The sequence below is a fragment of the Grimontia sp. AD028 genome, from assembly GCF_000973155.1.
Lineage (GTDB): Bacteria > Pseudomonadota > Gammaproteobacteria > Enterobacterales > Vibrionaceae > Enterovibrio > Enterovibrio indicus.
In genome coordinates this window covers 1-233 of the sequence record NZ_LASY01000215.1, presented here as the reverse complement: position 1 = coordinate 233, position 233 = coordinate 1, and the positions used below count along the sequence as shown (strand labels likewise).

The window sequence follows — 233 nt, the reverse complement described above, 5'->3', positions numbered from 1 at the left end:
GCCAGCATTACCCATTTGCAGAATGCGGCGGAAGATGGTTGGGTCGGCTGGACGGTCAATATGACCAACACCTCCACCACCAACAGCACGGTGCAGCTCAACTTTAATGACGGCCTTCATCAGGCCAACTTCGGGGCAGACTATAACGGCAAGGTGCATGTTTACACCAAGTCCGGCACTTTCCTGAAAGAAGTCGTACTCAATGCCTCTAATGGCTACAAGGCCAATATCAC

General features: G+C 51.9%; 1 protein-coding gene. It reads left to right on the top strand.

Translation table 11 applies throughout. From position 1 onward, the window contains the following. Nucleotides 1-233: hypothetical protein (locus RN22_RS25345; protein ID WP_046308521.1), on the top strand; the 233-nt coding region annotated here is incomplete at both ends.